Consider the following 17806-nt stretch of genomic DNA (forward strand, 5'->3'; position numbering starts at 1 on the left):
ATAGGCTTAGTTCCGCAGAGTGAATACGGGCCCAATAGCAGATCTCGGCTTGACTCGCGCGGAGCTACGAACTTGTAATTTCACTCGTGTCGTTCGGCCGAAAGGCGACGGCAACGCACGGGGACGCAAATGACGGACGAGGGGCGCACATGACCGAGTTGTTCCAGGAACTGCTGGTCGAGGACGCGGACGACGAACTCGGCTGGCAGGAGCGCGCACTGTGCGCCCAGACCGATCCCGAGTCCTTCTTCCCCGAGAAGGGCGGCTCGACCAGGGAGGCCAAGAAGGTCTGCCTCGCCTGCGAGGTCCGGTCCGAATGTCTCGAATACGCCCTGCAGAACGACGAGCGCTTCGGCATCTGGGGCGGTCTGTCCGAACGGGAACGCCGCCGGCTGAAGAAGGCCGCCGTCTGACCCCGACCAGGCCACGACGCGAGAACTGCCGTCCGCCGCCCGTGCACAGCGCACGGGCGGCGGACGCTTTTCGTGAACGCCCCCCGTCCGCGCCCCCCGTCCGCGCCCCACGTCCGCGTCACACGTCAGCGGCCGCCGTCCACTGCCCGTCCTTCGCGGCCCTTTGTCCACAGCCCTTTGTCCACAGGCTGCGAACCCGGCACCCCGCAGCCGTTAGTGTGGGCCTCCGTCCGAGAGCTCCCCACGCCCCCCGCGGGCGACCCCCGGTGCCGGAGGGCCCGTACCTCGATGTCAGCAACTCCCGAGTTTCCGCGCCACGTCGTCACCGCCGTGCTCGTCTCCCACGACGGCGCACGCTGGCTGCCCGACGTCCTCGCGGGGCTGCTCGCCCAGGAACGACCCGTCCAGAACGTCATCGCCGCCGACACCGGCAGCGCCGACGACTCCGCCCGCCTGCTCACCGAGGCGCTCGGCGACGACCGGGTCCTCCACCTCGCCCGCCGCACCGGCTTCGGCGCCGCCGTCGAGGAGGCCGCGCGCACCGCGCCCGTCCTCGGCCCCGAGGAGCTCGAGTACCTCAAGCGCCCCAGCGGCTGGGACCCGGTCAGCCGGACCTGGCGCGACGACGCGTACGACATGCCCGAACTGCCGCACGGCGAACCGGTGCAGTGGCTCTGGCTGCTCCACGACGACTCCGCCCCCGCCCCGGACGCCCTCGCCGAGCTCCTGCGGGTCGCCGACGCCGACGCGTACGCGGCCGTCGTCGGCGCCAAGCTGCGCGGCTGGTACGACCGCAAGCAGCTGCTCGAGGTCGGTGTCTCCATCGCCCGCAGCGGCCGCCGCTGGACCGGCCTCGACCGCCGCGAGCAGGACCAGGGCCAGCACGACCAGGTCCGCTCCGTGCTGTCCGTCTCCTCCGCCGGCATGCTGATCCGGCGCGACGTCTTCGAGCAGCTCGGCGGCTTCGACCGCCGGCTGCCGCTGATGCGCGACGACGTCGACCTGTGCTGGCGCGCCCACTCCGCCGGCCACAGCGTCCTCGTCGCCCCCGACGCGATCCTGCGGCACGCCGAGGCGTCCGCCCGCGAGCGCCGCACCGTCGACTGCGCGGGCCGCTCCGTGGCCAGCCCGCACCGCGTCGACAAGTCCGGCGCCGTCTACACGCTGCTGGCCAACACCCGTGGCGCCACCCTGCCGTACGTCCTGCTCCGGCTGGTCGTCGGCACCCTGCTGCGCACCCTCACCTACCTCGTGGGCAAGGTCCCCGGCCAGGCCGTCGACGAGGTCATGGGCCTGTTCGCCGTGCTGCTGAGGCCCGAGCGGATCCTCGCCGCCCGCCGCCGCCGCAAGAACCCGGCCGTCGCCCCGAGCGAACTCAAGCCGCTCTTCCCCGCGCCCGGCGCCACCGTCCGCGCCACCGTCGAACAGGCCGTCTCCGACTTCGGCGGCTCCGACGCCGATTCCGGCGGCTCCCGGCACGGCGTCGTCGAGTCCGGCCCCGGCGGCGACGACGCCGACTACATGGAGATCGAGCAGTTCGCCCGGCTCAAGAAGATCGCCCGCAAGCCCGGCCCGGTGCTCTTCGCCCTGCTGCTCCTCGTCTCCCTCGTCGCCTGCCGCGGCCTGTACGCCGGCGGCGCGCTCACCGGCGGCGCCCTGCTGCCCGCCCCCGACTCCGTCGCCGAACTCTGGGGCCGGTACGCGGACGTCTGGCACCCCCTCGGCACCGGCGGCACCCAGACCGCCCCGCCGTACCTCGCCGTGCTCGCCGGGCTCTCCACCCTGTTCCTCGGCTCCACCAGCTTCGCGCTGACCCTGCTGCTCGTCTGCTCGGTCCCGCTCGCCGGCTTCACCGCGTACTTCGCCTCCCGCTCGCTCGTCGAGTCCCGGCTGCTGCGCGCCTGGGGTGCCGTCGCGTACGCCTTCCTGCCCGCCGTCACCGGGGCGCTCGCCACCGGCCGGCTCGGCACCGCGGTCCTCGCGATCGTGCTCCCGCTGATCGCCCGCGCCGCCGTCGCCGCCCACGGCTTCAACCGGCCCGACCGCGGCAGTTGGCGCGCCACCTGGGCGTACGCCTTCCTGCTCACCTTCACCATGGCGTTCACGCCCGTCGTGTGGCCGGTCGCCGTGGTCCTCGGCGCGGCCGTGCTCGTGCTGCGCCGCTCCGACCTGCCCGCGTACGGGCTGCGCTTCCTCGCCGCCGTCGGCACCCCGCTGCTGGTCCTCGCCCCCTGGTCGCTCACCCTGCTGACCGACCCTGGCGCGTTCCTGCGCGAGGCCGGCCTCGACCTCGGCCCCGGCGCGGCCTCCGCGCTCGACCTGCTGGCCCTCAGCCCCGGCGGCCCGGGCACGGTCGGCGGGCTGCTGCTGGTCGGCATCGTGCTCGCCGCCCTGGCCGGTCTGCTGCGCGAGGAACGGCAGTTCGCCGTCCGCACCGCCTGGGCCACCGCCCTCGCCGGCCTGGCCTTCGCCGCGCTCACCAACGCCTCCGGCTGGGCCGGCCCGGCCACCCTCGTCTACGGCGCGGCCCTGCTCACCGCCGGCATGATCGGCGCCGAGGGCGGCCGTACCCGCGTCGCCGCCCACGGCTTCGGCTGGCGCCAGCCCGTCGCCGCCCTGGTCGCGCTGGCCGCCGCGGTCGGCCCGCTGGCCGCCGCCGCCGGTTGGATGATCGGCGGCGCCGACGGCCCGCTGACCCGGCGCGACCCCGTGCAGGTCCCGGCGTTCGTCGCCGAGGAGTCCGGCACCCGCGACCAGCCCCGCACCCTCGTCCTCGGCGGCTCCTCGCCCGGCGAGGTCCAGTACGTCCTGGTCCGCGGCTCCGGCGGGGTCCTCGGCGACGCCGAGCTCGCCACCACCGGCGGCGGCGACCCGCGCCTCGACAAGGTCGTCGCGCACCTGGTGGCCGGCTCCGGCGCCGACCAGACCGACCAGCTCAGCGGCTTCGCGATCCGCTACGTCCTGGTCCGCGACGGCGCGCCGCGCCAGATGAGCCGCGTCCTCGACGCCACCCCGGGCCTGAGCCGGCTCAGCCAGCTCGACGGCAGCGCCCTGTGGCGGGTCGACCGCCAGGTCGCCCGTGCCACCATCGTCCCGCCGGCCCGGGGCGACGAGCCCGTCGAGCCGATGCCGGTCGCCTCCGACCGCGTCGAGGCGCACACGAAGATCCCCTCCGGCCCGGCCGGCCGGATCCTGCGCATCGCCGACCGAGCCGACGACGGCTGGACGGCCACCCTCGACGGCAAGGCCCTGACGAAGACCACCGTCGACGGCTGGGCCCAGGGCTTCGAGCTCCCCGCCGATGGCGGCCGGCTCGACCTCACGTACGACGCGCCGCTCACCCACACCGTGTGGGTGTGGTCGCAGGCCTTCCTCGCGGTCGTCCTCCTGGTGCTCGCCCTGCCCGGCCGGCGCCGCGAGATCGACGACGACCTGCCCGACGAGGAACTCGTCATCCCCGCCCAGGCGATGGAGGGCGACGGCCGCCGCGCCCGCCGGCTGCGCGCCGCCGCCGAGGCGGAGGTCGCCGCGGCGACGGCCGCGGAACCGGCGGAGCCGGAGCCCGAGCCGGTCCCGGTGCCCGCGCAGGCGGAGCCGTACACGGAGCCGTACGCGGCCGATCCGTACGGGCAGCAGCAGTACGGCGACCAGCAGGGTTACGACCCGTACGCGCAGCAGCAGGGGTACGCCGATCCGTACGCCCAGCAGGGTTACGACCCGTACGCGCAGCAGCAGGGCTACGCGGACCCGTACGCCCAGCAGCAGTACGGGGACCAGCAGCAGTACGGGGACCAGCAGCAATACGGGGACCAGCAGTACGGCGACCAGCAGGCGTACGACCCGTACGGGCAGCAGCAGGCACAGCAGCAGCCGCAGCAGTACGACGCGTACGGCCAGGGCTACGGCTACGGCAACGAGACCGAGCAGCGTCCCGACGGGAGCAGCAACCAGTGAAGCGCACCACCCTCTCCCTGATCGCGGCCGCCACCGCCCTCGCCGCGGTCACCGGTTTCGCCGCCCTGGCGGCCCCCGACGGCACGAAGAAGGTCGACCTCTCGCTGCCGCTCGGGCTGCCCGTCGAGCGCACCACCCTGCTCTGCCCCGCGCCCAGCACCTCCGAGGTCGCCGAGACCGACTACACCTCGTTCACCCCGCCCTCGAAGGGCAACGCCGTCCCCGACGCGGGCGGCAAGAGCGACGCGGACAAGCCCGCCGACAAGGCCGAACTGCTCCCGTCCACGGTCGCCCTCGTCCAGACCGACCCCAAGAAGGCCGCCGACGCGGCGAAGAAGCCCGCGCCCGGCAAGCCCACGGTCACCCTGACCAAGCCCGGCACGCCCGTCACCGCCGAGGCGAACGGCCCCGCCGCCCCCGCCCTGTTCGGCACCGCGACCGGGGCCCTCGCCCCCGGCTGGACCACCCAGCAGACCACCGTCGTCCCGGCCGGCGGCGCCCGCGGCCTGCTCGGCGTCACCTGCACCCCGCCCGACACCGACGTCTGGTTCCCGGCCGCCTCCACGGCCAAGGAGCGCCAGGACTACGTTCACCTGACCAACCCGGACGACACCGCCGCCGTCGCCGACATCGAGCTGTACGGGCCCGGCGGCAAACTGAAGTCCGTGCTCACGGACGGCATCTCCGTCCCGGCCCGCTCCAGCGTCCCGGTGCTGCTCTCCACGCTGACCGCCGAGCCCCCCACGGCCGACGTGACCGTCCACGTGACCACTCGTACCGGCCGCGTCGGCGCGGTCGTCCGGGCCGCCGACGACAAGGTCGGCAGCGACTGGCTGCCCGCCTCCGCCGACGCCTCCCCGACGGCCGTGCTGCCCGGCATCCCCGCCGACGCGACCGGCGTCCGGCTCGTCGCGTACGCGCCCGGCGACGACGACGCCGAGCTCAAGGTCAGGTTCGTCGGGGCGTCCGGCACCATCGTCCCGGCCGGCGGCGAGTCGCTGACCGTGAAGTCCGGCATGACCGCCGCGCTCGACCTGCCGAACCTGACCCGCGGCGAGGCCGGCGCGCTGCTGATCACCCCGGCCGACCCCAAGCGGCAGACCCCGGTCGTGGCCGCGCTGCGCGTGGTGCGCGGCAAGCCCGGCAAGCAGGAACTCGGCTTCGTGCAGGCCACCGCGCCGGTCACGGCCCGCGGGACCGTCGCCGACAACCGGGCCACGGGCTCGACGCTCTCGCTGACCGCGCCGGGCGAGACCGCCCAGGTGAAGGTGACCGCCTCGGCGGGCAGCGGCGGCGGGGCGAGCGTCACCAAGACGGTGACGGTGAAGGCCGGCACGACGACCTCGTTCGTCCCGCCGGTCCCGTCCGGGCTGAAGGGCGGCTACGCGCTGACGGTCGAGCACGTCTCCGGCGGACCGGTGCACGCGGCCCGGCTGCTGGCGCTGCCGAAGGACGGCGTCCCGATGTTCACGATCCAGACCATCGGCGACGACCGGGGCACCGTCGACGTGCCGACCGCCCGCCAGGACCTGTCCGTCCTCGACGACTGACCGGCACGACTGAGAAGGGCCCTCGGACAGGCCCTACAGGCTCTAGTCCTGCCCGTACCGCGGGTCGACCGACTCGGGGGACAGGCCCAGCAGGTCGGCGACCTGCTCCACGACCACCTCGTGGATCAGCGCCGCCCGCTCCTCGCGGCTCTTGGTGCGGATCTCCACCGGCCGCCGGTAGACGACCACCCGGGCGGGGCCGTCCTTCTTGGCCGGCACCGAGCCGCCGAGGGGGACGGTGTCCTCCCGGACGTCCGGCGGCACCTCCATCACCAGGAACTCGACGTCGACCAGCTGGGGGAATCGCCGCTCCAGGCGCTCCACCGAGTCCAGGACCAGATCGCGGAAGGTGTCGGCGCGGCTCGCCGACAGCGGGACCTGGGGCGGCGCGACGGGGCCCCGCATGCCGCGGCCGTGGCGGTCGCGCCGGCGGATCCGCGGCTCGGTCGGTGGGGGCGGCACAGAACTGTCCATCACTCACGCAGGGTAGCCCCGAACGGACCGATCGAGCCGTCTCCCGTACCCGGAAGCCACCGGCGTGCGCCGCCCGCTCCCGTGCGCCGGTCCTCGACCACCCCGTGCGCCGGGGTCACCCCCGCCTCCTCAGGGCTGTCGATAGTTGAACATTCCGGCCTTGCATGGGTACGGATCGACGTGTCCCCACGATCGCCTCCCCGGCCGCCGTTGACCGGTTTTCCCACCATCGATGTCCGGAACCCGTTCCGCCCCCGACCGGCCTCCCCACCTCCCCCGCAGGTCAGGACAGCCGCGCCGAACGGCCCCGTGGCCGGCGTCACCACGCGACACGGTGGAGTGACCTGGTGGAGAGTCGTCGCGGCCCGCTCAAGAGTGCGGTACCGTCCAACGTCGTGAGCCCTGTACGTCGCTGTTCGCGCACCGCGTGCGGCCGCCCTGCCGTCGCGACGCTGACGTACGTCTACGCCGACTCGACTGCGGTCCTCGGCCCGCTCGCCACCTACGCCGAGCCCCACTGCTACGACCTGTGCGCCGAGCACAGCGAGCGCCTCACCGCGCCCCGCGGCTGGGAGGTCGTCCGGCTCTCCGACGGCTCCGCCCCGGCCCGCCCCAGCGGCGACGACCTGGAGGCCCTGGCCAACGCCGTGCGCGAGGCGGCCCGTCCGCAGGAGCGCGCCGCTGGCGCGGGCGGCGGCGGCAAGGGCGGCCGCGGCAGCGACCCGATCGAGGTGGGCCGCCGGGGCCACCTGCGGGTGCTCCGCTCCCCGGACTCCTGAGCCCGTCCGACCCTCCCGTGTGAACCTGCCCCGTCCCCGTGCCGTGGCCGGGACCCGCCCTGCCGGTCTCCGTGCCGAGGCGGGTAGTTTGGGCGTTCCGTACACGCGCCGCACACGCGTGCAGGTGACCTCAGGAAGGTGAGTCCGTGGCTGCTGATCTCTCGCAGATCGTGAAGGCGTACGACGTCCGCGGAGTGGTTCCGGACCAGTGGGGCGAGGAGCTCGCCGAGCTCTTCGGCGCGGCCTTCGTCCAGGTGACGGGCGCGGACGGGATCGTCGTCGGTCATGACATGCGTCCCTCGTCGCCCGGCCTCGCGGGCGCGTTCGCCCGCGGCGCCGCCGCCCGGGGCGCGGACGTGACCCTGATCGGCCTGTGCTCGACCGACCAGCTGTACTTCGCCTCCGGCCAGCTCTCGCTGCCGGGCGCCATGTTCACCGCCTCGCACAACCCCGCCCAGTACAACGGCATCAAGATGTGCCGCGCGGGCGCCGCCCCCGTGGGCCAGGACACCGGCCTCTCCGAGATCCGCACCCTCGTCGAGGGCTGGTCCGAGGAGGGCGCGCCGGAGCCCGCCGCGCAGGCCGGCACCGTCTCCGAGCGGGACACCCTCGGCGACTACGCCGAGTATCTGAAGTCGCTGGTCGACCTCAGCGCGATCCGTCCGCTGAAGGTCGTCGTGGACGCCGGCAACGGCATGGGCGGCCACACCGTCCCCACCGTCTTCGACGGGCTGCCGCTGGAGCTCGTCGCGATGTACTTCGAGCTCGACGGCACCTTCCCCAACCACGAGGCCAACCCGCTCGATCCGAAGAACATCGTGGACCTCCAGGCCCGCGTGCTCGCCGAGGGCGCGGACCTCGGCCTGGCCTTCGACGGCGACGCCGACCGCTGCTTCGTCGTCGACGAGCGCGGCGAGCCGGTCTCCCCGTCGGCCATCACGGCGCTCGTCGCCGCGCGCGAGCTGGCCAAGACCCCGGGCGGGACGATCATCCACAACCTCATCACCTCGTCGTCGGTGCCGGAGGTCGTCCGCGAGAACGGCGGCACGCCCGTACGCACCCGCGTCGGGCACTCCTTCATCAAGGAGGAGATGGCGAAGACCGGCGCGATCTTCGGCGGCGAGCACTCGGCGCACTACTACTTCAAGGACTTCTGGAACGCCGACACCGGCATGCTCGCCGCGCTGCACGTCCTCGCGGCGCTCGGCGGCCAGGAGGGCCCGCTGTCCGAGCTGGTCGAGTCGTACGACCGCTACTACGGCTCCGGCGAGATCAACTCCACGGTCGCCGACCAGGCCGCGCGCACGGCGGCCGTGAAGGCGTCCTACGAGGGCCAGGACGGGATCACCATGGACGAGCTGGACGGCCTGACCGTGACCGGCCCGGACTGGTGGTTCAACCTCCGCGCCTCCAACACCGAGCCGCTGCTCCGGCTGAACGTCGAGTCCGACGACCCGGTCACCACGCAGTGGATCACCGAGCACGTCCTGGGCATGGTCCGGGCCACCGGCTGACCTGCGCTCCCGCGCCCCCGTGCGGCCCGCCCGGGCCGCGCGGGAGGCCCCCCGGCGGTAGGCTGACGTGGCCCCGACGGGGCACCACATCGTTTGTTCGGTTTGTTCGAAGGGACCACCCCATGCCGCTCGAAGCCGGCCTCCTGGAGATCCTGGCCTGCCCGGCCTGCCACGCTCCGCTGAACGACCGCTCGGCGGACGAGAACCCCGAGCTGGTCTGCACGGGCGCCGACTGCGGTCTCGCCTACCCGGTCCGCGACGGCATCCCCGTGCTGCTCGTCGACGAGGCCCGCCGCCCGGAGTAAGGGCTTCCACCTACTGGAAGACCGCCGGAAGACCGCAGGCACACCGCAGGAAGACCGTCGGCCGACGTCGGCGTTGTACGAGTGGTAGGCGCACGAGTCGTATGTGCACGAGTCGTGTGCGCATGAGTCGTACGCGTACGAGCCGTACCAGCGGTGCGGGCGGGAGCCGTGGGGACCCCGAGTCCGGCCGGGCCGGACGACGCACCCCACGGACCCGCCCCGCTCCGCCCCGCACCCGCTTCCCGGAGGCATCATGCTGGACGAGACCCTGCTCGACGCCCCGGAGGCCCTCGCCCGCGCGGACCGGCGCGGCCTCCTGCGCGCCGCCGCCGAGGCCGGCGCCCGGGTCCGTACCGCCGTCCGGCACGCCGCCGACGCCGGCATCGCGAACCTGCGCCCCGACGGCCGCCCCCGCACCGTCCTCGTCGCCGGCCCCGGCACCGCCGCCGTCGGCGTCGCCGACCTCGTGGGCGCCCTGGCCGGCGCGGCCGCCCCCGTCATCCGGCTGCGGCCCACCGGCGTCGCCCCCGCCGCCGGCGCCCTGCGCTGGGAGCTCCCCGGCTGGGCGGGCTCCCTCGACCTGCTCCTGATCCCCACCACCGACGGCGGAGAGCCCGGCCTCGCGCTGCTCGCCCAGCAGGCGTACCGGCGCGGCATCACCGTCGTCGCCGTCGCCCCGCAGCGCTCCCCGCTCGCCGAGTCCGTCGTCGCCGCCCGCGGCATGGTCGTCCCGCTGGCGATCGCCCCGCACGCGATGTACGACGAGGAGATCCTCGCCGCCAGCCCCGGCTCGCTGTGGGCGCTGTTCACTCCGCTGCTCGCGCTGCTCGACCGGGTTGGCCTGCTGACCGCCCCGCCCGAGACGCTGGAGAAGGTCGCCGACCGGCTCGACCGCACCGCCGAACGCTGCGGCCCGGCCATCGCCACGTACGACAACCCGGCCAAGACCCTCGCCGCCGAACTCGCCGACACCCTCCCGCTGATCTGGACCGAGGGCGAGACCGCCGGGCCCGTCGGCCGCCGCTTCGCCGCCGTCCTCGCGGAGCTCGCCGGACTGCCCGCGCTCGCCGCCGAACTGCCCGAGGCGCTGCCCTCGCACGGCGTGCTGCTCGCCGGCGACTACGCCGCCGGCGCCGACCCCGACGACTTCTTCCGCGACCGCGTCGACGAGCCGCAGGCCCTGCACACCCGCGTCGTCCTGCTCCGCGACCGCCCCGTCGGCGGGCTGACCGCCGCGCCCGCCGCCCGCGAACTGGCCCTCAGCCACGACACGCCGATCAGCGAACTCGAGCCCGTGCTCGACGCCGCGACCGGGACCGAGTCCGGGGCGGGGAACGGAAGCGGGAGCGGGAGCGGACAGCGGAACGGACAGGGGAACGAGACCGGATCCGGGTCCGGGTCCGGATCCGAGCCGGGGCAGGGCGACGACACCACGGCCGACGAGAGCGGACGCGTACTCGAAGCCCTCGCCGAACTGCTGGCCGTGACGGATTTCGCGGCCGTTTACCTGTCGCTCGCCTCGGCCGTGGACGCTGCCGGAATCACCGGGGCAACCGAGCCGCCGTCCGGAGCGTCAGACGGGTCGACGTCCGACACCCACCGCGACGACGACGGCGACACCGACGGCGGTTCGTGACCGTCCCGAACCCTGCCCGACGTACCGAGCACGCTGGAGCGCCCGATGGATCGCCTCGCCAACACCGTCCGCCCCTACGCCTGGGGATCCACGACGGCCATCCCGGAACTGCTCGGCACCGCCCCCACCGGTGAGCCGCAGGCCGAGCTGTGGATGGGAGCCCACCCCGGCGCCCCCTCGGTCACCCCGCGCGGCCCGCTCCACGAGGTGATCGCCGCCGACCCCGTACGCGAACTCGGCGCCGCCGCCGTCGAGAAGTTCGGCCCCCGGCTGCCGTTCCTCTTCAAGATCCTCGCGGCCGGCGCCCCGCTCTCCCTCCAGGTCCACCCCGACCTCGCGCAGGCGCAGGCCGGACACGCCGCCGAGGAGGCCTCCGGAATCCCCCTCGACGCCCCGCACCGCAACTACAAGGACGCCAACCACAAGCCCGAACTCATCTGCGCCCTCACCCCGTTCGACGGCCTCTGCGGCTTCCGCGCCCCCGACGAGACCGCCGACCTGCTCGCCGCCCTCGACGTCGACTCGCTCAAGCCGTACGTCGACCTGCTGCACGCCCACCCCGAAGAGGCCGCGCTGCGCGAGGTCCTGACCGCCCTGCTGACCGCCGAGCACGACGAGATGGCGCACACCGTGACCGAAGCCGCGGCCGCCGCCGCCCGCCTCGGCGGCGAGCACACCGCGTACGCCGAACTCGCCCACCACTACCCCGGCGACCCCGGCGTCCTCGCCGCCATGCTGCTCAACCGCGTCCGGCTCCAGCCCGGCGAGGCGATGTACCTCGGCGCCGGCGTTCCGCACGCCTACCTCAGCGGCCTCGGCGTCGAGATCATGGCCAACTCCGACAACGTGCTGCGCTGCGGACTCACCCCCAAGCACGTCGACGTCCCCGAACTGCTGCGCGTCGTCCGCTTCGAGCCCGGCGACCCCGGCGTGCTGCGCCCCGAGGCCGCGCCGTCCGGCGAGGAGCTGTACGACACCCCGATCGACGAGTTCCGGCTCTCCCGCTACGTCCGCGCCGAAGGCGCCGCGCCCACCGACCTCACCACCGCGGGCCCGCAGATCCTGCTCGCCACCGCCGGACGGCCCAAGGCCGGCGAAGTCACCCTCGCGCCGGGGGAGTCGGTCTTCGTCCCGGCGGGCGAAACGACCGAACTGTCCGGTACGGGGACGGTCTTCCGCGCCACGGTCGTCGCCGCCTGATGTAAAAATGTGCGGCCGAACAGCGGCCGCGCCCCGGGACACCGGGCCCAGGGGCGGCACCGACGAAGGGAACACACAGACCCATGAGCGCGTCAGGCGGAACCAAGGCGATCGTGGCGGCACTCGCCGCCAATCTCGCGATCGCCGTAGCCAAGTTCGTGGCGTTCCTCTTCAGCGGTTCGTCCTCGATGCTCGCCGAGAGCGTCCACTCGCTCGCCGACTCCGGCAACCAGGGCCTGCTGCTCCTCGGCGGCAAGAAGGCCCAGCGCGAGGCGACCCCGCAGCACCCCTTCGGCTACGGCCGCGAGCGCTACATCTACGCCTTCCTCGTCTCCATCGTGCTGTTCTCCGTCGGCGGCATGTTCGCCATCTACGAGGGCTACGAGAAGATCAAGCACCCGCACGAGATCGAGGCCTGGTACTGGCCGGTCGGCGTCCTCGTCTTCGCGATCATCGCCGAGACGTTCTCCTTCCGGACCGCCATCAAGGAGTCGAACGCGATCCGCGGCACCCAGTCCTGGACGGAGTTCGTCCGCCGGGCCAAGGCCCCCGAGCTGCCGGTCGTCCTCCTGGAGGACCTCGGCGCGCTGGTCGGTCTGGTGCTCGCCCTCGGCGGCGTCGGCATCGCCCTCCTCACCGGCAACGGCGTCTGGGACGGCATCGGCACCGTGTGCATCGGCGTCCTGCTCATCCTGATCGCCCTCGTCCTCGCCGTGGAGACCAAGTCGCTGCTGCTCGGCGAGTCCGCCGGCCTCAACGAGGTCAAGAAGATCGAGGACGCGGTCGTCGACGGCGAGACCGTCACCCGCCTCATCCACATGCGCACCCTCCACCTCGGCCCCGAGGAACTGCTCGTCGCCGCCAAGGTCGCGGTACGCCACGACGACACCGCCGCCCAGGTCGCCACCGCCATCGACGCCGCCGAGCAGCGCATCCGCGCCGCCGTGCCGATCGCCCGGGTCATCTACCTGGAGCCGGACGTCTACAGCGAGGCCGCCGCCGAGGCCGGCCCGAACCCGGCCGCCACCCCCGGCGGACCGGGCCGGACGACCGAGCACTGACCGCCCGATTCATGACGCGGGGCGAAGGCCCCGGGGAGTCCGGAAACGGCTCCCCGGGGCCTTCGCCCTTTCCCCGCCGCTGCGCCGATCGGTGTAGATTCAAGGCAGCCAGACGTCGCTGCTGATGGCGGTCGGGCGGCCTTCACGGGCCGACCGAGGGAGAGAGGGCCTCCGACGACTGCACCGCGGGTTTTCCCGGGCATTCGTATGCCCGATGCCGCGGTGCCGGCGTGCCCGAACGAGCCTCGAAACCCGAACCACGAGGAGCAGCTCCCGTCATGACGACTGCCGTCAACCAGGACTTCAAGGTCGCCGACCTCTCGCTGGCCACCTTCGGCCGCAAGGAGATCACCCTCGCCGAGCACGAGATGCCCGGCCTGATGTCCATCCGCAAGGAGTACGCGGACCAGCAGCCGCTCGCCGGCGCCCGCATCACCGGCTCCCTGCACATGACCGTGCAGACCGCCGTCCTCATCGAGACCCTGGTCGCCCTCGGCGCGGAGGTCCGCTGGGCCTCCTGCAACATCTTCTCCACCCAGGACCACGCCGCCGCGGCCATCGCCGTCGGCCCGAACGGCACCCCGGAGAACCCCCAGGGCGTCCCGGTCTTCGCCTGGAAGGGCGAGACCCTGGAGGAGTACTGGTGGTGCACCGAGCAGGCTCTGACCTGGCCGAACACGCCCACCGGCGGCCCGAACATGATCCTTGACGACGGCGGTGACGCCACCCTGCTCGTCCACAAGGGCGTCGAGTTCGAGAAGGCCGGCTCCGCTCCGGACCCGTCCACCGCGGACAGCGAGGAGTACGGCTACATCCTCCGTCTCCTCAACCGCACCCTCGCCGAGAGCCCGCAGAAGTGGACCCAGCTGGCGTCCGACATCCGCGGCGTCACCGAGGAGACCACGACCGGCGTCCACCGTCTCTACGAGATGATGCAGGCTGGCACCCTCCTCTTCCCGGCGATCAACGTGAACGACGCCGTCACCAAGTCGAAGTTCGACAACAAGTACGGCTGCCGCCACTCCCTGATCGACGGCATCAACCGCGCCACCGACGTCCTCATCGGCGGCAAGACCGTCGTCGTCTGCGGCTACGGCGACGTCGGCAAGGGCTGCGCCGAGTCCCTCCGCGGCCAGGGCGCCCGCGTGATCATCACCGAGATCGACCCGATCTGCGCCCTGCAGGCGGCGATGGACGGCTACCAGGTCACCACCCTCGACGACGTCGTCGAGACCGCCGACATCTTCATCACGACCACCGGCAACAAGGACATCATCATGGCCTCGGACATGGCCAAGATGAAGCACCAGGCGATCGTCGGCAACATCGGCCACTTCGACAACGAGATCGACATGGCCGGCCTCGCCAAGCTCCCCGGCATCGTCAAGGACGAGGTCAAGCCGCAGGTCCACACGTGGACCTTCCCCGACGGCAAGGTCCTGATCGTGCTGTCCGAGGGCCGTCTGCTGAACCTCGGCAACGCGACCGGCCACCCGTCCTTCGTGATGTCGAACTCCTTCGCGGACCAGACCCTGGCCCAGATCGAGCTCTTCACCAAGCCGGAGCAGTACCCGACCGACGTCTACACGCTGCCGAAGCACCTGGACGAGAAGGTCGCCCGTCTGCACCTCGCGTCCCTGGGCGTCAAGCTGACGACCCTCCGCCCGGAGCAGGCCGCGTACATCGGCGTCCAGGTCGAGGGCCCGTACAAGCCGGACCACTACCGCTACTGACGTACCGCGCCGGCCCCCGGCGCGCCCGGCGCGTCCGTGCACTGACGCGCCGGCGCCCGGTGGCCCGTGCCCGGTACACCCGTGACGGAACAGGCAGGCCCCCGCACCCCCGTGCCGGGGGCCTGCCTCGTACCGACTACCGCCCCAGGACGCACCCCGAGGACCCGGACCCATGCCCCGCGGCCGCTATTCGCTCTACGATCCGCACGATCACACCCCCCTTGGTGAAGAGCACTTCCACTGCGCGCCCGGCCCCTCCGGCTGGCGCTACGTCTCACAGATCACCACCCCCTCCGGCGACCACGCCGGCTCCGTCGACCTGGCCGTCGACGAACTGGGCCGACCCATCCGCCTGGAACTCCACGCCCTGAGCTGGCAGGTCCGCGGAGCCGCCCTCGACGGCGTCACCTGGGTCCGCACGGACCCCACCGGAACCCATGCCACCGAAGGCAATGTGCGCGCCCACGCCTTCACCGGCACGTCCCCGGCGTTCCTCGTCGCGATCAGTCGTCTGCTGCGTCTCACCCCCGGTTCCCCCGCGACCCGCGTACGGCTGGTCGCCTTCACGGATCCGGTCCTCGCCCCCCTCACGGTCGACCAGTCCTGGGCCCTGATGAAAAGTGAAGCGCACGCCACTGACAACGGGGTGCTGATGGTGGACGAGTACCAGGTCAGCGCCCTGGACACGGGCGAGCAGCACACCGTCCACCTCGCCGGCGACGTGGTCCTCGCGGCCCCCGGCATCGAGCTCGAGGACCTCGAGACCCCGCCGTCCGTCTTCCCCGACTAGGCGGGCTTCCCGACTAGGCGGGCGGAGCGAAACCGGTCGACGGCGGCGGAGGCGTCGCCGCGGCGGGAGCCGGAGCCTGGGGCGCGGCGACGGGGGCCACGGCGGGGGCCACGACGGCCGGAGGCACGAAGGCGGGAGGCGCGTCACCGGGCGGCACAGGCCGGCCCTGGGCCATGGGCTGAACGGCGGCGGCCGACGCGAAGGCCCGCCGCGCGTCGCGCGCCTGCCGCTCGGCCACCACACCGGACAGAAACGCGCCCGCGGGCACTCCGGCCGGCGGCGGCGTACCCGTCCGTGCGACGAGCTCGTCCGCGAGCCGCTCCGCCAGCGTCCGCCCGACCTGCGGGTCGAGCTGACGAGAACGCGTCAGGTACTGGCGTATCGCCAGCCACAGCTCGTCCGGCACCGCGGACAGATCCAGCTGCGTGAACCGCCCCACGAGCCACGGCGGAGGCGGCGGAACCGGCATCGCCCGCGCCGCGGTCACGCGCTCGCGCACCACCAGCGTCCCGGCGAACACGTCACCGAGCCGCCGCCCGCGCGCCGAGACGAGCGAGGCGATGCAGGCGACGATCCCGATCGTCATCATGATCTCCGCGACGCCCATCGCCCCACGCATGAGCGCATGCCGGAACCGGATCGGCCCGCCGTCGTCCCGTACGACCCGCAGCCCGCAGGCCAGCTTCCCGAGCGACCGCCCGTGCGACAGCGTCTCCACCGCGATCGGGCCCCCGACCAGCACCAGCAGGAACGAGGCGATGGAGATCGCCGTCCGCGCGGCGCCGTCCAGCGACGCGGTCGCCACGGTGAGCGCCATCGAGATCACAAGAAAGACGACCCACACCACGACGAGGTCGATGAACACCGCCAACGCCCGGCTCGGCAGCCTCGCCGGCTGCAGCCCCAAGTAGACGGCGTCCCCCGTCACAACCCCACTCACGTGCCCACCCTTCGTCGACCTTCTCGTCCCCACCGAACGCCAGTCTGCCAAGCTGGCCCGCAGCGCGCCGCAGTAGTACGGACCCGTCCTCATCCAGTGCCTGGAGCAGCAGCCGATCATGGACCTCGACGTCTACGTCACCGCCCACCGTGCCGAGTGGGAACGCCTCGACCACCTCCTGAGCCGAGGCGGCAAGCTCACCGGAGCCGAGGCCGACGAACTCGTCGCCCTCTACCAGCGCACCGCCACCCATCTCTCGCTGATCCAGTCCAGCTCGCCGGACCCGATGCTCACCGCCCGGCTCACCCAGCTGGTCGCCCGCGCCCGCGCCACCGTCACCGGCACCCGCCGCGCCTCCTGGCGCGACGCCCTGCACTTCCTGACCGCCGGATTCCCCGCCGCCGTCTACCGCTCGCGCCGCTGGTGGATACCGACGGCTCTGCTCTCCACGCTGGTCGCCGTGATCATCGGCTGGTGGATCGCCGTCAACCCCGACGTCCAGGCCTCGATCGGCGCTCCGGCGGAACTCCGCGAGATGACGCGCCCCGGCGGCCAGTACGAGACGTACTACTCGAGCCACCCCGCGGCCTCGTTCGCGGCCCAGGTCTGGACGAACAACGCCCAGGCCGCCGCGATCTGCCTGGTCCTCGGCGCGTTTCTGGGCATCCCGGTGCTCTGGATCCTGTTCATGAACATGCTGAACCTGGGTGTCGGCATCGGTCTGATGTCCGCCGCCGGCCGCCTTGACGTCTTCCTGGGCCTGATCCTTCCGCACGGCCTGCTCGAACTGACTGCCGTCTTCGTCGCCGCCGGAACGGGCCTGCGCCTGGGCTGGACGGTCATCGACCCCGGCCCCACGACCCGCCGCGCCGCCCTGGCCCAGCAGGGCCGTGCCGCCATCGGCATGGCGATCGGCCTCGCGCTCGTCCTGTTCCTGTCGGGCCTGATCGAAGGCTTCGTCACCCCGTCGGGCCTCCCGACCTGGGCCCGCATCGCCATAGGCGTCGTCGCCGAGCTGGCCTTCCTCGCGTACGTGTACGTACTCGGCGGCCGGGCCGCCCGCGCCGGCGAGACGGGCGACGTCGAGCTCGCGGACCGCAGCGCCGAGCTGCCGACCGCCGCCTGATGTGCGGAGCACCCCGCTGAGCTGCTAGTGTCCTCTTCGCCCGCAAAAACTGTTGACACAGTCGGCGCGGGGAGGTAGATTCAAACGGTTGCCTCGGACAGGACATGGCCGAGGATCACAGGTAGTATGTACCTCGCTCCGGTCCGGAATTCAGTTTCCGCGGAGCCGCCCCGATTCCTTATCCGGATCACGAAGCCGATTCGCTCGGCGGAAATGCTTCTGATAAAGTCGGGAAAGCCGGAAGGGCCCAAGCGAAAGCGAGGGACCGGAAAGCAGCCGAAAGGCACCGAGGAAATCGGATCGGAAAGATCTGATAGAGTCGGAAACGCAA

General features: G+C 73.0%; 15 protein-coding genes. 12 read left to right on the top strand and 3 right to left on the bottom strand.

Translation table 11 applies throughout. The features are described 5' to 3' along the window. Window positions 1-149 precede the first annotated feature (149 nt). The 3 genes from ACGFMM_RS34660 to ACGFMM_RS34670 all read left to right on the top strand — a co-directional run bounded on the left by ACGFMM_RS34660 (window position 150) and on the right by ACGFMM_RS34670 (window position 5917). Window positions 150-413: a WhiB family transcriptional regulator gene (locus ACGFMM_RS34660; RefSeq protein WP_318106492.1), complete on the top strand. Its 264-nt coding sequence runs from the start codon at window positions 150-152 to the stop codon at window positions 411-413. 288 nt (window positions 414-701) lie between these two features. Further along, complete coding sequence (locus ACGFMM_RS34665) at window positions 702-4367, top strand: glycosyltransferase (RefSeq protein WP_393650490.1); 3666 nt, start codon at window positions 702-704, stop codon at window positions 4365-4367. Beyond that, window positions 4364-5917, top strand: a complete 1554-nt coding sequence (locus ACGFMM_RS34670; RefSeq protein WP_393650491.1) for a DUF5719 family protein — start codon at window positions 4364-4366, stop codon at window positions 5915-5917. Before ACGFMM_RS34665 ends, ACGFMM_RS34670 begins: the two co-directional genes overlap by 4 nt. Before the next feature lie 42 nt (window positions 5918-5959). Here the strand turns inward: ACGFMM_RS34670 and ACGFMM_RS34675 are convergent, their stop codons facing one another. Continuing rightward, complete coding sequence (locus ACGFMM_RS34675) at window positions 5960-6391, bottom strand: metallopeptidase family protein (protein WP_393650504.1); 432 nt, start codon at window positions 6389-6391, stop codon at window positions 5960-5962. A 347-nt stretch (window positions 6392-6738) separates the two neighbouring features. Between ACGFMM_RS34675 and ACGFMM_RS34680 the strand changes: the two genes are divergently transcribed. From ACGFMM_RS34680 to ACGFMM_RS34715, 8 genes are all read left to right on the top strand, one after another. Beyond that, the gene (locus ACGFMM_RS34680; protein ID WP_393650492.1) at window positions 6739-7170 is read left to right on the top strand and encodes a DUF3499 domain-containing protein; all 432 of its coding nucleotides are present in this window, start codon (window positions 6739-6741) and stop codon (window positions 7168-7170) included. Between the two features lie 146 nt (window positions 7171-7316). Continuing rightward, window positions 7317-8684, top strand: a complete 1368-nt coding sequence (locus tag ACGFMM_RS34685) for a phosphomannomutase/phosphoglucomutase (protein WP_393650493.1) — start codon at window positions 7317-7319, stop codon at window positions 8682-8684. Window positions 8685-8806: 122 nt separating this feature from the next. Next, complete coding sequence (locus ACGFMM_RS34690) at window positions 8807-8989, top strand: Trm112 family protein (RefSeq protein WP_393650494.1); 183 nt, start codon at window positions 8807-8809, stop codon at window positions 8987-8989. Between the two features lie 253 nt (window positions 8990-9242). Beyond that, window positions 9243-10625, top strand: a complete 1383-nt coding sequence (locus ACGFMM_RS34695; protein ID WP_393650495.1) for an SIS domain-containing protein — start codon at window positions 9243-9245, stop codon at window positions 10623-10625. 45 nt (window positions 10626-10670) lie between these two features. Further along, entirely contained in the window at window positions 10671-11825 is a 1155-nt protein-coding gene (manA, locus tag ACGFMM_RS34700) for a mannose-6-phosphate isomerase, class I (protein WP_393650496.1), read from the top strand. Between the two features lie 83 nt (window positions 11826-11908). Continuing rightward, window positions 11909-12886 carry a cation diffusion facilitator family transporter gene (locus tag ACGFMM_RS34705; RefSeq protein WP_393650497.1) on the top strand — a complete coding sequence of 326 codons (978 nt, stop codon included), beginning with the start codon at window positions 11909-11911 and terminating at the stop codon, window positions 12884-12886. 278 nt (window positions 12887-13164) lie between these two features. Next, window positions 13165-14619: an adenosylhomocysteinase gene (gene ahcY / locus ACGFMM_RS34710; RefSeq protein ID WP_393650498.1), complete on the top strand. Its 1455-nt coding sequence runs from the start codon at window positions 13165-13167 to the stop codon at window positions 14617-14619. A gap of 172 nt (window positions 14620-14791) precedes the next feature. Next, complete coding sequence (locus tag ACGFMM_RS34715) at window positions 14792-15409, top strand: hypothetical protein (protein ID WP_393650499.1); 618 nt, start codon at window positions 14792-14794, stop codon at window positions 15407-15409. 13 nt (window positions 15410-15422) lie between these two features. On the opposite strand, the gene ACGFMM_RS34720 is transcribed toward ACGFMM_RS34715, so the two are convergent. Next, window positions 15423-16337, bottom strand: a complete 915-nt coding sequence (locus ACGFMM_RS34720) for an RDD family protein (protein WP_393650505.1) — start codon at window positions 16335-16337, stop codon at window positions 15423-15425. Window positions 16338-16467: 130 nt separating this feature from the next. Here ACGFMM_RS34720 and ACGFMM_RS34725 point away from each other — a divergent pair, with 130 nt between their 5' ends. Continuing rightward, window positions 16468-17475, top strand: coding sequence for a stage II sporulation protein M (locus tag ACGFMM_RS34725; protein WP_393650500.1), 1008 nt, complete (start codon window positions 16468-16470; stop codon window positions 17473-17475). An 80-nt stretch (window positions 17476-17555) separates the two neighbouring features. On the opposite strand, the gene ACGFMM_RS34730 is transcribed toward ACGFMM_RS34725, so the two are convergent. Beyond that, window positions 17556-17806, bottom strand: a 251-nt coding sequence (locus tag ACGFMM_RS34730; RefSeq protein WP_393650501.1) for a hypothetical protein, incomplete at its 5' end; no start/stop codon positions are given.

Origin of the sequence: Streptomyces sp. NPDC048604 (assembly GCF_043199435.1) — a bacterium.
Lineage (GTDB): Bacteria > Actinomycetota > Actinomycetes > Streptomycetales > Streptomycetaceae > Streptomyces.

What these genes read in the sequence shown, in the direction of transcription:
- ACGFMM_RS34660 (WP_318106492.1), top strand. Translation starts at nt 150, where the DNA reads ATGACCGAGTTGTTCCAGGAACTGCTGGTCGAGGACGCGGACGACGAA.
- ACGFMM_RS34665 (WP_393650490.1), top strand. Translation starts at nt 702, where the DNA reads ATGTCAGCAACTCCCGAGTTTCCGCGCCACGTCGTCACCGCCGTGCTC.
- ACGFMM_RS34675 (WP_393650504.1), bottom strand. Translation starts at nt 6,391, where the DNA reads ATGGACAGTTCTGTGCCGCCCCCACCGACCGAGCCGCGGATCCGCCGG.
- ACGFMM_RS34690 (WP_393650494.1), top strand. Translation starts at nt 8,807, where the DNA reads ATGCCGCTCGAAGCCGGCCTCCTGGAGATCCTGGCCTGCCCGGCCTGC.
- ACGFMM_RS34695 (WP_393650495.1), top strand. Translation starts at nt 9,243, where the DNA reads ATGCTGGACGAGACCCTGCTCGACGCCCCGGAGGCCCTCGCCCGCGCG.
- manA (WP_393650496.1), top strand. Translation starts at nt 10,671, where the DNA reads ATGGATCGCCTCGCCAACACCGTCCGCCCCTACGCCTGGGGATCCACG.
- ACGFMM_RS34705 (WP_393650497.1), top strand. Translation starts at nt 11,909, where the DNA reads ATGAGCGCGTCAGGCGGAACCAAGGCGATCGTGGCGGCACTCGCCGCC.
- ahcY (WP_393650498.1), top strand. Translation starts at nt 13,165, where the DNA reads ATGACGACTGCCGTCAACCAGGACTTCAAGGTCGCCGACCTCTCGCTG.
- ACGFMM_RS34715 (WP_393650499.1), top strand. Translation starts at nt 14,792, where the DNA reads ATGCCCCGCGGCCGCTATTCGCTCTACGATCCGCACGATCACACCCCC.
- ACGFMM_RS34725 (WP_393650500.1), top strand. Translation starts at nt 16,468, where the DNA reads ATGGACCTCGACGTCTACGTCACCGCCCACCGTGCCGAGTGGGAACGC.